The following is a 14698-nucleotide window of genomic DNA, read 5'->3' as shown; positions in this document are numbered from 1 at the left end:
TTATTGTATTTTTCTGTAAATAAGAAGCGAGTGTGAATTGTTTGGTCTTTTTCATAAAAAAAATCACTGCTACACACTATGCAGTGATCTTTTTTCTCCGCAATCTTCCATACAAAATAAAGATTTCCATCAGCAGCCCGATTCCAACGGAAGTCCAAATTTGCTGAGTGATTGAACCATCTAAATTCGTTGCAAGCATTGGTCGAAGCCAACCAGAAGGGTCTACTACAACGTTTACTTTTTGTCCAACCTTTAAGTTATCCCAACAGCCCGTTGCTTCTGTCATCGTGTATCGTACAGGCTTTCCATCTGTTGTTACAATTGTGCAATTCCAATCTGCACCTTTTCGATTATTTTCATGAGCTATATTTGCTAAAATAGCAGAATACTGAACTCCGGATTTTTCCATTGATATGTCATGTAGTGCAGGGCCGACAAACAGTAGAAAGGCAAATGCAGTAATACTAACAAAAGTACCTGGGCCTGCACCACATAGTGCCCAAGCGATACAGATCACGAAGAGTGCAAGAAAGACGCCAATTATATCAAGAGAAGGATGCTGGGCCAGCCATGCACATCCGATGAGAAGAAGTGGAACGAAAACGATAGTCATGATAGTTATCAAGAGGTGAGAATAAGTATTTTTTTGCTGTGTCTTTTGTACCGGCATATTGTACTTCCTTTTCTGATTGGTATTCATTTTATATTCTATCTACTGTTCCATCAGAGTATTTTTTACTTTATTAGAAAAATGCAAACCAGATCCGCGGGTTTCTTTCGTTTCATATAGCGAATATTGACTCTTTTTGTATCTCAATAAAAAAACAACCATACTTGATAAAATAAACTCAAGCATGGTTGTTTTCTTCATTTTGTTCTTTTAACAGCCAGCCAATTTCTAGTGCTTGTACCAATAAAGTAGCAGTTGATTGGTTTGTTGCTAGAGGTATACCATAAACATCGCATAGGCGGAGCAAAGCACTGATATCTGGTTCATGAGGCTGTGCGGTGAGTGGGTCACGAAAGAAAAAGATCAAATCGAGATCACCCATAGCAATGAGAGAACCTATTTGTTGATCTCCGCCTAATGGACCTGATTTTAATAGATGAATGTCTAAATTAGTTGCTTCCATGATGCGTTTTCCGGTTGTTCCTGTTGCGTAGAGGGAATATGGCAGAAAAACAGATTCATATTTCCTCATAAATTCAACCATTTCTACTTTCTTTTTATCGTGGGCTACTAGAGCTATTTTCAACGTGACCGCCCCATTTTATTAGATTTCATCTGTTTATTTCTAGTAGATATTATACTTTTTTATCAGTATATATGAAAGATAGATTGAATTTAAAGAGAAAGAAATGACTGTTTGATTTTCCATTATTAGTATAGATTTATTAATTAAATATATAAAAATAATGCCAAATGGCTAATTTTTCGATATTTCTGTTGACGTCAAAGCATAATTTTATTAGTCTTATAAAGGTTCTACCAATAAAAAAACTGCACAGCAAAGAAAGGAATGAATTAATTTGGAATCTTACTTTCATTTGGAAACTTATACAAATGACACGAGAAGCAAAATTTACCGAGAAGTAAAAAGTATTCCTGCGACAGAATTGGAATCCACTATCCCAACAGGCGTTTCTACGAGCACAAAACCAAAATGGATGAATTGGTTACGTGTAGTCCCTTTTCTCAAATTCTAGGATTCCTCTTCTTCTCACTCGCTTTGCTTCTTCTGTATTTGTTATTCCAATCGTCGTTTGATTACCTAAATTCCCACTCTTCACTTTTTCTATGTCATTGTTTTAAAGGAGTTATTTTCAGATGAATATTAGCAAGAATTGCATAGTACTAGCTAATTAAGCAGTATTTATACCAGAGACAGGTTTGGATATTAGGTCAAACTCTTTTTGCCTAATGCGGAAATCTGTCTTTTTTGGTGTATGTGTCTGAAAGCGATTTCTTTTTATTACTCAGTTTTACGCGAAAAACTTGTCTTTGTCAATAATTTATTTTTGTTTTTAAATTTATTTTTGTTTTGGTTTGTGAATATCCAGTAAATGAATAGTTGAGGGAGGTTATTTTTGTAGTTTAATATTTATGGAAATAATTTAATGGTTTGATTTAAAAATTGAAAAGGGAGTTTCAGCCTTTTTATTGGGATATTAATTTAAACTCTGATAAGTCTTGTCCTTATAGGAAAATAGTTTAACTAATATCACAGGCTAAATAATAAAAAATATAACGTTCAAATAACAACAAATCATCTGTATAATAGTAATTAGCCTAATACAGGCACCTAAAGGGGGTTCCCCCCCCTGAATGTACAACCGACCTAGAAGGAGCAAAGTAGTGAACCTCTCTGAGATTTTCGCGAAGGCACTGACCGGAGAGCTGATCATCGAGACCCCCCGGTTCTGGCTCGTGCCGACGTCGGAGGAGCACGTGGACGACCTGATTCCGGTTCTGATCGAGCCGGAAGGCAAGAAGCTGTCCACGTGGGGCTTCTACCACCCCGACACCGCCGAGCGCATGAGTCCTCGCGACGGCGTGACCGCTCGTGAAGTAGTGATCGCCTTCATCAGGTCAGCTCGTGCGGCCTGTGAGGCTGGCGAGCGCCTGCCTTTCACCGCCATCGACAAGATCGATGGCAAGGCCAAGGCGGTCATCTCGTACGTCGACATCGTCGACAAGCACGAGCGGTGCACGCTGGGCTGGGCCATCGCCGGACCGGAGTACCGCGGACAGAGGGTGATCTCCGAACTCGCCATCTGGCTCATCGACTGGGCGTTCCGCGTGGCTGGTTTCGAGCGGGTTCAGGCCGACGTCTCGGCCGAGAACGAGGCCTCCATCAAGGCTGCTTCTCTGGCAGGACTCCTTGAGGAGGGCCGCCGCCGCAAGCACATGAAGGTCGCCTTCCAGAACGAAGATGGGACCCAGCAGCGTCACGACATGCTGCTGATGGGCCTTCTCGCCGAGGACTGGCCGGGCGCAGAGCGCCAGATGGAAGAGCTCTGGAAGGACTCCACCACCGGTTGATCCATCAGGATGGGGAGAACTTCTCCGAGTCGGGCACATTTCGTGCCCGGCTCACCTGATAATGAAATGAACCAGACTTTTGGTTGTATATATTTGAGTATTCATTTAGTACATTTTGCTTATATCGTCTTCTTTGAAACCCTTATATAGTAAGGGTTTCTATTTTGTTAAAGAAAAAAGAAAGTCACATACTTCTGAGTTATCTTCCAATTGTTAGACATACGGTGACACGAATGGATTGCCTCGCCATGTAGGAAAGCGGATCCATTGTCGCATAATATGAACTCCACCTCTAGAGTGTTTCATCTGAACCAGTGGGGAGGCGCCACATAAATAGATTGAATATTTTGATGATATAAACTCCTTTCAACCTGTGTTTACGCTTCTTACATAACTATTTGTATTTTTATAGCCTCCTCTTTTTTTATTTATCTATTAATAACTCCATTATTTTCTTTTCCTAGATTCAAAACTAACTCAGGTGTATGTGATGCTTACTATCGTTGATAGAGAAGAGGTGATCAGTTTATTCTCATAAAATGGAAAATATTTGTTGTGAAAAGAATTCCGCTCTACATTTATAATATCTGATCTCCTATAATTATACAATTCTTATTTTTTGTATTTATTTATTTTTTTGGGGTTGACAGACTATTTTTCCTATATGTTACAATATTGAAGTGTGACAGGAATGTTTTTCAGTTTGCTGATATACTTTGCTGCTATGTTTCTGTTTTGCAAATTTGTTGTCCCTGCAAAAATCTCCGAAATGATAATAGAATAGAAATAGTGTTCTTTCCTTACGCCGAAGAAAATAGTTGTTTTCCTCTGCCCGCTTTGGGCTGCTTTGTATGCAAAACAGATATTTTGTTCCATCATTATTTTTCCTCGAAAGGATGAAGTGGATGGCACTGCTTCGGCGGTTTTCGACAACTACGAAGGGCGCGATGACTTTTACTGGTAATACGCTCGGCTATGGCGAGCTAAATACCATCTACAATGACATTGGCGCATTTCTGACCCTCGATGTTTCTCTGCAAGTCCCTGGTTACCCTCTTGGAAGTACGCTCGATTGGAAAAAGAATTCTTCGATGGCCTATCTCAATCTCCCTACCGGCAGTGAAGTGTTATATGCAGAATTGATTTGGGGTGGATCGACCAAATCAAGTAAAGAAGATGTGACAAATGAGATCAATACTCCCGTTACGCTGATGGATTCATTAGGTGGATTGCAGTCGATCACACCTGATCCTGCAACAGCCCAGCAAGTCACCCATGAATCGCAAGTGTTTTATATTCGTTCTGCTGATATTACAGATATCGTGAAAAACAGTGGTGCTGGGTCTTATGTGGTCAATGGTGTACCAGCAACGGTACTCCATACGAGTAGAAGTAACGCTGCTGGTTGGACGCTGGCAGTTATTTATAAAGATGTATCCCTTGCTCTTCGAAACATGAATCTCTTTGTAGGTATTGCCTCGATCGACCGAACTGGATTTGTCGATCAAACCATCTCTGGTTTTGCTACCCCTGATACAAGACCATTCGCTGCCCGTGCCTTATTGACAGCGATTGAAGGTGACAGTTTCATCCCTAAAGATCAGTTTTTATTTGGGCCTGATACAAGCAGTTTGCAAGTGATTTCTGGGCCAAATAATTTAGCAGATAATTTCTTCGCCTCTCAGATCAATGATGACAATGGAAATTTGGACACCAATGGGACAGCTGGTACAAACAATGTTACCCCTGGTCAAAAGCAATCTGCCAACCGCTATGGTTGGGATATTACCAATGTCGATGTTTCTAACGCGATGGATACATCTCAGACATCTGCAATTGCACGTCTTGCCACTAAGGGAGATGGATTTGTCTTATCTGGTCTCGGTCTGCAAATTGATGTGAACAGCCCGGATATACAGATGGAGAAAACGGTTGACAAAGATATTGCTGTAGTCGGAGATATTTTAACCTATACTATTTTGGTTTCTAACAATGGATTGGTAGAAGCCGAGAATGCCATTTTTACGGATAGACTGCCTGTTGGTGTCTCGTTTGTTCCCGGAAGTTTGCAAATAGATGGGATCACCCAGCCGACAGCAGATCCTACCAAAGGTGTATCCATTGGTTCCGTTTCGATTGAAGGACCAGTAGAAATCGTATTCCAAGTAGAAGTAACATCTGTACCGCCAAGTGGAAAAGTTCTAAACAAAGGAACGTTAGATTATGAGTTTCATAGTGCTCCAAGTCTTCCCGTCAGCTATGGTTCGAATGAATCCAATGAAGTGGAAACAGTGGTCAAACGAGTTCAAATTGATGCTGTGAAAATGGAAGATAAATCAGTTTACGACAAAGAAAATGAAGTCATTACTTATACAGTTCTTGTCTCTAATAATGGCGATGTCGATGTAAATAACATTTTGGTCAAAGATGCGATTCCTGATGGAACTTCCCTTGTTCCAAACAGTATAAAAGTGAATGGTACTACCATAACAGTTGATCTAACATCTGGTATCCCAGTTGGCTCCCTCGCACCTGATCAGAGTGTAGAAATCACGTTCCAAGTGTCAGTGTCAGCTCCATTACCACAGCAAATCGATAATCAAGCAGAAGTGAGTTATGACTATCAATTAAAGCCAGATGGTGAGGTTGTATCAGAAAGCGAGACGACAAATGTTATTACAGCAGTGATCTTGACAGAATGCCAGAAAGCACAAAATCAAATTTTTGAATCAGTAGCACAGCAAGAAATCGCATTAGCTAGATTGCTACAGGCTGAGAGTACCAAAGTAAAAACGGCAGTAGAAGCTTTCTCTGAAGGAAGAATATCCGCTAATCAGCTAGCTAGAATCAATCAAAGTGCTGATCGGGTCACTCGGAAAATTGCGCAATTAGAAAATATTCTCAAACAAAAATTAGATGTTGCCAAGGAAATTTGTTGCTCGTAACGTGATGCAAAGCAAAAGGAGAGAAGCATGCCATTTTATCAACGCTTTACGAAAACGACAAATGGTCAATTGACGTTTACTGGTAATTCGTTGGGATACTCCGATGGTGGCAATGATATTGGAGCTTTTATCACAACTGATACATCCAAGCAAGTGAGTGGATACCCAGCAGGAAGTACGATGAATTGGCAAGACAATTCATCTTCGGCAATATTGCGGATGGTCGATGATGCAGAAGTGCTCTATGCTGAGTTGATGTGGGGTGGATCAACTAATTCTGATTCGGAAAATGTGATGGGATCGATCAATTCGCCAATTACTTTTATCACTCCTACCGGTACTTTTTCCGTAAGTCCGGACCCGCTTACAGCAAGAGAAGAACCAGCGACTTATGGCCAAGTATTTTATAGTCGTTCAGCGAATGTGACGAGTTTGGTGCAAGCGGCTGGAGCAGGTGTTTATACGACAGCTGGAGTTCCTGGTACCGTACGACCGAAAGCAGGAGCAACAAATACCACTGGATGGACACTGGCAGTTGCATATAAGCACCCAGATCTGAAGATTCGAAATATGAATATTTATGCAGGTTCCCAACTGATCAACAGAAATAATCCGCCTACAGACGAAATTTTATCTGGGTTTATGACCCTAGAAGCAGGTGAAATCAAAGGTCGAGTGATGTTGACCGCGATAGAGGGCGACTCTAGTATTTTAGGAGATCGTTTTGAATTTGGTCCTGATACTTCATTGTTTTCCGTGATCTCTGGCCCAAACAATCCCGCGAATAACTTTTTTTCTTCACAGATTAACGATGACAATGGGGATTTGGATACGAGTGGAACATCAGGTACATTAAACCAATCCGTTGGTTCAGATGCTTTTGGTGTTCGTTCGGGATGGGATATTACAAATGTAGATGTATCCTCTACATTACGAAACAGTCAAGATCAAGCAATTGTACGTATTGCTACAGCAGGAGATACGTATATGGTCAGCGGATATGGTGTGCAACTCGATGCCAACAGTCCAATTGTGAAAATGACCAAATCAGCAGATAAAACAAAGGCGGTAGTAGGGGAGATTGTTACCTACACCTTAGAAGTCAAAAATGAAGGATTTGTACCTGCGACCAATGTTATTTTTCAAGATTTCCTCGATCCAGAGCTAGAGTATCTTCCAGATAGCTTGCGGGTTCGCGGTGTGTCATTTCCGGGTGAAGATATGGAAACAGGAGTTAATGTTGGTACGATCTCCGTTGGTGAGACGATTATCATTACCTACCAAGCAAAGATAAAAAAAGAACCGCCAAGTAAGGTTGTTCACAACAAAGCTTCGATGACATTTGATTTCCAAAGTAGACCTGATCTACCTATCTCTACTGCGACTAGTGTAAGTAATGTGCCTGTTGTAGAAGTGATTGAACCTCCCCCCTGTGAAGAAAGCAAAAATGAGATTATCAAGACCGTGGCCGAAGCCGAAAAGGGCATCGCTCATGTCATTCGTGCAGAGGCAGAAAAGGTCGAAGTTGTCTCCCGTGCTTTTCAAGATGATACTGTATTGATTCGTGATTTGATCGCAGTGAATGACAGCGTAGAACAGATGTTGGATGCAGTGATTGAATTAGAGGAGAAATTAATAAACAAATTATCAATCGTCAAAGATGTTTGTGACTACTGTTAGGTGAAAATGTGCAGTTGGAAAATATACTCAAATAAAAATGAGATGTTGCCAAGAATACTTTGTTGCTCGTAACGAAAATCAAGGCAAAGGAGGAGAAGCATGCCATTTTATCAACGCTTTACAAAAACGACAAATGGTCAACTTACTTTTACTGGTAACACGTTGGGCTATGCCGATGGCAGCACCGACATCGGGGCGTTTATTACGATTGATACCTCTAAACAGGTAGGCGGGTATCCAGCAGGAAGTACGATGAATTGGTGGGAGAATTCATCCTCAGCAGTTTTACGTATGGTCGATGATGCAGAAGTACTCTATGCGGAACTGATGTGGGGTGGATCGACCAATTCCAATTCAGAAAATGTAATAGGTTCAATCAATACGTCTATTACTTTCATCACACCAACAGGCACTTTTTCGGTAAGTCCTGATCCGCTAACTTCTAGAGAAGAACCATCTCAACAAGGTCAAGTATTTTATGCTCGTTCAGCAAATGTGACCAGTTTGGTGCAAGCGGCTGGTGCAGGAGTATATACGACCGGAGGTGTACCCGGAACAGTTCGACCCAAAGTAGGTGAAACGGATACGGTTGGATGGACGTTAGCAGTAGCATATAAACACCCTAGTCTGAAGATTCGAAATATGAATATTTATGCTGGTTCGCAATTGATTACACAGTTTAATCCGCCAGTCGATGAACGTTTGTATGGCTTTATGACATTGGAAGCAGGTGAAGTAAAAGGTCGTGTGATGCTGACTGCGATGGAAGGAAACTCCAATCTTCCAGGCGATCGCTTTGAGTTTGGACCAGATACTTCTTCTATGCAAGTCATCTCTGGTCCTAATAATCCCGCTAACAACTTTTTTGCTTCCCAGATCAATGATGACAATGGAAACTTGGATACGAGCGGGACAGCAGGTACATTAAACAAACCTATTGGTTCAGATGGTTTTGGTGTTCGCTCAGGTTGGGATATTACAAATGTGGATGTATCCAGTACGTTACGCAACAGCCAAGGTGAGGCGATTGTACGTATCGCTACGGCGCAAGATACGTATATGGTCAGTGGGTATGGTGTGCAACTGGATGCCAATAGTCCGATTGTCAAAATGACAAAATCAGCAGATAAAACCAAGGCGGTAGTAGGGGAGATTGTTACCTACACCTTGGAGGTCAAAAATGAGGGATTTGTACCTGCTACCAATATTATTTTTCAAGATTTCCTTGATCCTGAGCTGGAGTATCTACCAGATAGTTTGCGAGTACGAGGGGTAGCTTTTCCGGGAGAAGATATCGAAGCAGGAGTAAATGTCGGTACGATCGCAGTTGGTGAGACAATCATCATTACGTATCAAGCAAAGATAAAAGAAGAACCCCCAGGTAAGGTTGTTCACAACAAAGCGTCCATGACCTTTGATTTTCAGAGCAGACCTGATTTGCCGATTTCTACAGCGACTGTGATCAGTAATGTACCGGGAATCGAAGTGATCGAGCCTCCTCCGTGTGATGAGAGCAAAAATGAGATCATCAAAACCGTTGCAGAGGCAGAAAAAGGAATTGCCCATATCATTCGCGCAGAGGCAGAAAAAGTAGAGGCTGTATCCCGTGCATTCCAAAATGATGAAGTTTTGATCCGTGATCTCATTGCAGTTAATGAAAGTGTAGAGCAGATGCTCGATGCGGTGATTGAATTAGAAGAGAAGTTAATAACAAAACTATCGACCGTCAAAGAAATCTGTGATTACTGCTAAATCAAAACAAATGGGGAGGAAGGTGTATTATGGCACTCATTCGCCGCTATGCAGCTACGATCAATGGGGCAATCACGTTTACTGGCAATACGCTGGGTCTTGCTGATCTGAGTAATCCAGGAAACTTTTATATTGGCGCATTTCTCACTACAGATACAACAAAGCAAGTATCTGGTTTTCCACCAGGAACGACGACAAACTGGGCGGAAAATAAGTCTGCGGCCGTTTTACGGCTCACAAGCAGTGCAGAAGTGCAGTATGCAGAGCTAATTTGGGGTGGTACAACAGATGCAAATGTCAATGGTGCATTGAACAATCCTGTTGATTTTACCACTCCAAACGGCATGGTTTCGCTTGCTCCTGATCCTGCCACCGCACAACAAAATGGCAACTTTTACGTTCGTTCTGCGGATGTGACTGATTTGGTGAAAGCAGCAGGAGATGGCAGGTATGCTGTTGGAAAGGTACCTGCTACTTTAGGGGCAGTTGGTTGGACATTGGCAGTCGCATACAAAGATGCTGCCATGCCAAGTCGAAATATTACGTTTTTTGTGAATGACACATTTATATACAATGGTTCGCCTCAATCGATTGAAGTTACCGATTTCGGTACTCCTACGACAGGACCAGTCAATGCTCGCTTGTTAGTGACAGCAATGCAGGGAGATACAAACCTTGTCGGAGATCAATTTTTATTTGGACCAACGGATTCCACTTTGCAGCCCATGAGTGGTCCGAATAATCCAGCCAGTAATTTCTTTGCTACCCAAATCAATGATGACAATGGAAATTTAGATACAAGTGGAACAGCAGGTAATCTCAATCCTGCCATCGGAGGTTCAAACGGTGTTGTTCGTTATGGTTGGGATATTACCAATGTCGATGCTTCCACGGCGATGATCAACAGCCAAAATCGAGCGGTTGCTCGCTTTACATCCAATAGTGATGCTTATCTCATATCTGGATTAGCGGTTCAGATCGATGTGGACAGTCCAAAGATTCGAATGGAGAAGACAGCGAACCTTTCGGAAGCAAAAGTACGAGATGTTGTCACTTATACTGTTTTGCTGGTGAACACAAAAGAGATCGAGGCCAGAGATGCTGTTTGGACCGATATATTACCAGCCGAACTTCAATTTGTTCCGGGAAGTATTCGAGTCGATGGAGTTCCCCAGCCGAGCAGTGATCCTGCAACAGGTGTTTCCCTTGGTACATTGGGCTTAAATGAACCAGTGGAAATCACATTCCAAGCTAAGATTGTGAATGTCCCTCCAGATGAGATTATCGAAAACGAAGCTTCGCTCACGTATGAGTTTGAGAGTGCCCCTGGTTTGCCAATTGCGACAGGCGAGGCATCCAGTACAATCGCAGAAACAAAAGTAGTCGTTCGACCTCCGACTCCATGTGAACGAAACAAAGAAATAATTGAAAATTCCATTCGCCAAGAAGAACAAAATATGAAATTGCTTCAAGATGCGGAGCTGCTCAAAGTGAATGCTGCCAATCAAGCATTTGCAGATGGGACCATAACCGCTGCGGAGCAGGCCCGGATCATCCAAAGTGCGGATGGTGTTTCCGATGCGCTTCGTGTGCTGCAACAAGCACTTGATGACAAAAGAGCCAGCCTCACAGATTTATGTAGTGGATGTAAATAGAGAGGAGCGGTGAAAGATGGCGGAAAAACCAGAAGTGGTGCTGACAAAAGAAGTAGATAAGACAGATGCTGTCGTTGGAGATATTTTGACTTATACCGTGTTTTTGACAAATGATAGCTTGGTAGAAACGAGTAATGTGATTTTTAAAGATGAATTACCAGAAGAACTGGCTTTTGTGCCGGGAAGTGTAAAGATTGATGATGTTCCGAATACGAGTGCTGATCCGACTGCCGGATTTCCTCTTTCCCCTATATCCATTGAAGGTCCAATCGTAGTTACCTTTGAAGTGGAAGTACTGAAACCTGATCCTAGTGGTGTTATTGGGAATACAGCAAGTGCGGAGTATGAGTATGAAGGAGAACCAGGTGAACCACCGGTCAAAGACAGCGCAGCGAGTAACGAAGCACAGACCAATGTTCCTGCTGGGCGATCAGCTTGTGAGTGGGCGAGAGATTTGATCATACACTCCATCGCCCAAGAACAAAAGGCGATTGCCGGAGTAATCGATATGGAAGGAGAAAAGATTCAAGCGGCTTCCCAGTTATTTCGCGCCGGTCTGCTCACCGTAGCGGAGTTGTTGGAGTTAAACCAGAGTGCAATAAATGCAGTGCGTTCCATTGCACAATTGGAAGATGTGTTAATTCAAAAATTAGATCAAAGCAAAGATATTTGTTGTGGTTGTAGCTAAAGGGAAAGGATGGATGAGATGAGCTTTCAAAGGCGTTATTCGACAACGACAAATGGGGCAGTTACGTTTACCGGAAACACCCTTGGATTGAGCAATACCAATACCATCTATTCAGATATTGGAGCATTTATTACCCTCGACACTACAAAGCAAGTAATCGGATATCCTCCTGGTTCTACACAGGATTGGAGGGAAAATGGTTCTGTTGCTCGCTTACAAATACCGACTGGAGCAACGGTTTTATATGCAGAGCTTATCTGGGGAGGTTCTACCAAGACAAGTACAGAAGATGTGACCAGTGAGATTAATGGAGCGATTACGTTTGCTTCACCAGTCAGTACGTATACTATCACACCAGATACCACTACTGCACAACAAGTAAACCAAGCAAATCAAACGTTTTATGTCCGCAGTGCCAATGTGACGAGCTTAGTGAACAGTGATGGGGCAGGTACGTACACAGTCAGCGGTGTACCTGCAACGGTTCAGCGATTTAAAAGTAACAACGTAGCAGGTTGGACATTGCAAGTGGTCTATCAAGATGCTTCGCTTCCTCTGCGAAATATGAATGTATACGTCGGGACAGCTTCTATTGAGCGGGCTGGTGCGATCAATCAATCCATTACTGGTTTCTCCACTCCTGATTTAGGAGATGTTCATGCCAGACTGCTCGTTACGGCTATGGAAGGTGATTCCAGAATACCAGGAGATCAGCTCCTATTTGGCAAAGATGCGTCTTCACTGAGCCCTGTATCAGGACCGAATAATCCTGTAGATAATTTCTTTGCATCGCAGATCAATGATGATGATGGAAATCTAGATACAAGCGGAACAGATGGTTCGTTAAATGCCACCCCGGGAAATGCCGCTGGAGCGGTTCGCTATAGCTGGGATATCACCAATGTGGACGTCTCTGATGCGATGGAAAATAGCCAGACAGACGCAGTTGTTCAATTTACTTCCAAATCGGATGGATATATTGTAACAGGTTTAGGGGTGCAAATCGATGTAAACAGCCCGGAAATCAAAGTTACCAAAGAAGTAGATAAGAAGGCAGAAGTAGTGGGAGAAATTCTGACTTATACCATCTTTGTAGAGAACGATGGACTAACCGAAGCACAAAACACCATTTTAAAAGATACACTTCCACCTGAGGTTTCATTTATTCCCGGCAGTCTATTGATCGATGGCGTGTTACAACCAAGTGGTGATCCAACAGCAGGAGTAAATATTGGTTCGGTTTCTATCGAAGGGCCGGTCGTGGTTGAATTTCAAGTAAAGGTAAATAAAGTTCCCCCAGATAACGTAGCAGTAAATAAGGCTTCTGTCATCTACGATTTTCAAAGTGGTCCTGGTTTGCCGACCTCTACAGGTACAGCGGAAAGCAATGAAGCGACAACGGTTATCCGTTTTGTTCAAGTAGAGATAGCCAAAAAAGAAGATGTGCCTGTGTATAATCGAGCAGGAAACACGATTTTGTACACGATCGAGATTGACAACACAGGAGACACTGATCTGATAAATGTTGTCGTAGAAGACGTCATTCCAAATGGTACAAAGTATGTCGCTGGCAGCTTAAAACGAGATGGTGTTCCGGTTAGTGGGAATATTGAAACAGGAGTAAATATCGGAACGGTTGAAGCAGGTAAACTTGTCCTCGTTACTTTTGAAGTAGAAATCGATAGCCCAGAACCAGAAAAAGTGGTCAATGATGCAAGGGTTCACTATGAATACGAACTGATCCCCGGAGACCAAGTATTTGAGAAGGATACAAATACAAATGAAGTAACAGCAACACTTGTCACCAACTGTAAAGAAGCACAAAAACTCGTCATTGGTAAAATAGGAGAAGAGGAACTGGCAATAGCAGGAGAGATTGTTCAAGAGAAAGTAAAAATTCAAGATACCATCCGTTCCATTTTTGCTGGAGCAAAAGATGCCCAAGAACTTTTAGAGGTCAACCAAAATCTAAATCAAAAATTGCAGAGAGTTATTTCTCGTGAATCAGCATTGCTTTTGACTTTAGAAAAAGGTAAGAAACTCTGTTGCTAGCTTAACTTTCCACACCAACATTACATCTAATGGAAAGCAAACGCCTAGAAGAATAGGCGTTTGCTTTTTTTTCCTCTTTATCGTTTAGTCAGAATCACAAGGCCTCCATGTAACAAAATAGGTCTTCCATCATTCATTTCTAAAGGATAGACAGGGGTTGCATCGAAAGTATCACCAAAAAATAATTTTATTGCTTCATCGGTAATGGCATGAAAACGTTCATTACTGGTATCTCTACAGCCGCGTATGAAGATTTTTCCGCCTGGTTTTAGTAAACGAGCCATCTCTTTTGCATAATCAGGCCGAATGTCATTAGGTAGCACATGAAAACATCCGCGGTCATTGATGAGATCGACAGTTTGGTCAGCAAGCGGAACATGAAGTATATTTGCTTCCTGAAAGGTGATGTCTAATCCCAAATCTTTCGCACGCTGTGTGGCAATCTTGAGAGCTTCTACACTCTGGTCGAATCCATAAGTGGTAAATCCACACTGTGCTAAAAAAATTGCTTCTGTTCCTGCTCCACAACCTACATCAATAGCGACTTTTCCAACTGTGGAACCGTAAGCAGCAGCAAAACTGACTAGTTCTTGTGAGGGATGGGACATTCCCCAAAGCTGCTGGTATTCCCCAGTCCGATAAGCTTCATCCCATTGTGAAAATGTTGGCATTTTTCGATCACCTCACATCCATTGTAAAATATGGAACCATTCCGAGCAATTGTTAAACATTAAAACCATCAGCCTAAAAAAACTGATGGTTTTACATTTATGATATGAACTTTTTCATGATTTTCTTCCATTCAGCTTTAACCATGCAAATGATTTTACGCTATAAAACGGCGACCGGCTGGATCATCTGATCCAGCCGGTTCACGTCACCC

Annotated in this window: 10 protein-coding genes; 7 read left to right on the top strand and 3 right to left on the bottom strand. The window is 42.2% G+C overall.

From position 1 onward, the window contains the following. Positions 1 to 76: 76 nt before the first annotated feature. Positions 77 to 670 (bottom strand): hypothetical protein, encoded by a 594-nt coding sequence (locus tag AC5WOF_RS04565; protein WP_496048753.1) that lies wholly within the window; start codon positions 668 to 670, stop codon positions 77 to 79. 178 nt (positions 671 to 848) lie between these two features. Further along, entirely contained in the window at positions 849 to 1256 is a 408-nt protein-coding gene (gene mgsA, locus AC5WOF_RS04560) for a methylglyoxal synthase (RefSeq protein ID WP_496048752.1), read from the bottom strand. Positions 1257 to 2356: 1100 nt separating this feature from the next. On the opposite strand from mgsA, the gene AC5WOF_RS04555 reads away from it, so the two are divergent. The 7 genes from AC5WOF_RS04555 to AC5WOF_RS04525 all read left to right on the top strand — a co-directional run bounded on the left by AC5WOF_RS04555 (position 2357) and on the right by AC5WOF_RS04525 (position 13815). Next, on the top strand, positions 2357 to 3043 hold the full coding sequence (locus tag AC5WOF_RS04555) for a GNAT family N-acetyltransferase (RefSeq protein WP_496048751.1): 687 nt from the start codon (positions 2357 to 2359) through the stop codon (positions 3041 to 3043). 905 nt (positions 3044 to 3948) lie between these two features. Next, positions 3949 to 5988 carry an alpha-helical endospore appendage domain-containing protein gene (locus AC5WOF_RS04550; RefSeq protein WP_496048750.1) on the top strand — a complete coding sequence of 680 codons (2040 nt, stop codon included), beginning with the start codon at positions 3949 to 3951 and terminating at the stop codon, positions 5986 to 5988. Between the two features lie 27 nt (positions 5989 to 6015). Continuing rightward, complete coding sequence (locus AC5WOF_RS04545) at positions 6016 to 7668, top strand: alpha-helical endospore appendage domain-containing protein (protein ID WP_496048749.1); 1653 nt, start codon at positions 6016 to 6018, stop codon at positions 7666 to 7668. Positions 7669 to 7767: 99 nt separating this feature from the next. Continuing rightward, entirely contained in the window at positions 7768 to 9420 is a 1653-nt protein-coding gene (locus AC5WOF_RS04540) for an alpha-helical endospore appendage domain-containing protein (RefSeq protein ID WP_496048748.1), read from the top strand. A gap of 29 nt (positions 9421 to 9449) precedes the next feature. Continuing rightward, complete coding sequence (locus AC5WOF_RS04535; protein ID WP_496048747.1) at positions 9450 to 11075, top strand: DUF11 domain-containing protein; 1626 nt, start codon at positions 9450 to 9452, stop codon at positions 11073 to 11075. Between the two features lie 16 nt (positions 11076 to 11091). Beyond that, entirely contained in the window at positions 11092 to 11763 is a 672-nt protein-coding gene (locus AC5WOF_RS04530; RefSeq protein WP_496048746.1) for a DUF11 domain-containing protein, read from the top strand. Positions 11764 to 11781: 18 nt separating this feature from the next. Then, positions 11782 to 13815 carry a hypothetical protein gene (locus AC5WOF_RS04525; protein ID WP_496048745.1) on the top strand — a complete coding sequence of 678 codons (2034 nt, stop codon included), beginning with the start codon at positions 11782 to 11784 and terminating at the stop codon, positions 13813 to 13815. 77 nt (positions 13816 to 13892) lie between these two features. Here AC5WOF_RS04525 and AC5WOF_RS04520 read toward each other — a convergent pair whose 3' ends face one another. Then, positions 13893 to 14486: a class I SAM-dependent methyltransferase gene (locus AC5WOF_RS04520; RefSeq protein ID WP_496048744.1), complete on the bottom strand. Its 594-nt coding sequence runs from the start codon at positions 14484 to 14486 to the stop codon at positions 13893 to 13895. Between the last annotated feature and the right edge of the window lie 212 nt (positions 14487 to 14698).

The sequence above is a fragment of the Shimazuella sp. NTD250 genome (genome assembly GCF_059510375.1).
This window is presented reverse-complemented; position numbering and strand designations above follow the sequence as displayed.